Source organism: Arhodomonas sp. KWT, from assembly GCF_010993615.1.
In genome coordinates, this window is the sequence record NZ_WNXE01000761.1 from 1 (window position 1) to 809 (window position 809).

Below are 809 nucleotides of genomic sequence, written 5' to 3' on the forward strand. Positions count from 1 at the left end.
GGCACGCCGGAGGTGACGCCGTGGCCGCCGTGCATCTGCACCGCCGCGTCGATCACCCGCTGGGCGTGCTCGGTGGCGTGGAGCTTGGCCATCGAGGCCTCGCGGGTGACCCGCTCGGCGTGGCAGTCCTTCGCCCAGGCGGCGCGGTAGACCAGCAGCGCGCTGGCGTCGACGTCCAGCGCCATGTCCGCGAGCTTCGCCTGGGTGAGCTGCATGTCGGCGAGCGGTGCGCCGAAGAGCTCGCGGCGGGTGGTGTGGCCAAGGGCCTCGTCCAGCGCGCGCCGGGCGAAGCCGAGGGCCGCCGCGCCCACCGTGGACCGGAACACGTCCAGAGTGGCCATGGCGATGCGGAAGCCCTTGCCGGGCTCGCCGATCCGGTTCGCGGCGGGGATGCGGCAGCCCTCGAAGCGCAGGGTGCCGAGCGGGTGCGGCGCCATCAGCTCGATACGCCCGGGCACCGAGAAGCCCGGGGTACCGGCGGGCACGACGAACGCCGAGAGGCCCTTCGCACCGGGACCCTCGCCGGTGCGGGCGAACACCGTGTAGACGTCGGCGATGCCGCCGTTGGATATCCACGTCTTGGTGCCGTCGAGCACGTACTCGTCGCCCTCGCGCCGGGCCGTGGTGGCGAGGGCGCTGACGTCCGATCCCGCCTCCGGCTCGGAGAGGGCGAACGCGGCGACGGCCTCGCCGGCGCGCACCGGCGGCAGCCAGCGCCCGCGCTGCTCCGGGGTGCCGAACAGCGAGATGGGACCGGTGCCGAGCCCCTGCATGGCGAAGGCGAAGTCGGCGAGCCCGTCGTGCCGCGC

Annotated in this window: 1 protein-coding gene; it reads right to left on the reverse strand. The window is 74.8% G+C overall.

The window, feature by feature from the left end; translation table 11 throughout:
- A partial coding sequence (locus G7A99_RS22235) for an acyl-CoA dehydrogenase family protein (RefSeq protein WP_163144176.1) occupies nucleotides 1–809 on the reverse strand: 809 nt, incomplete at both ends.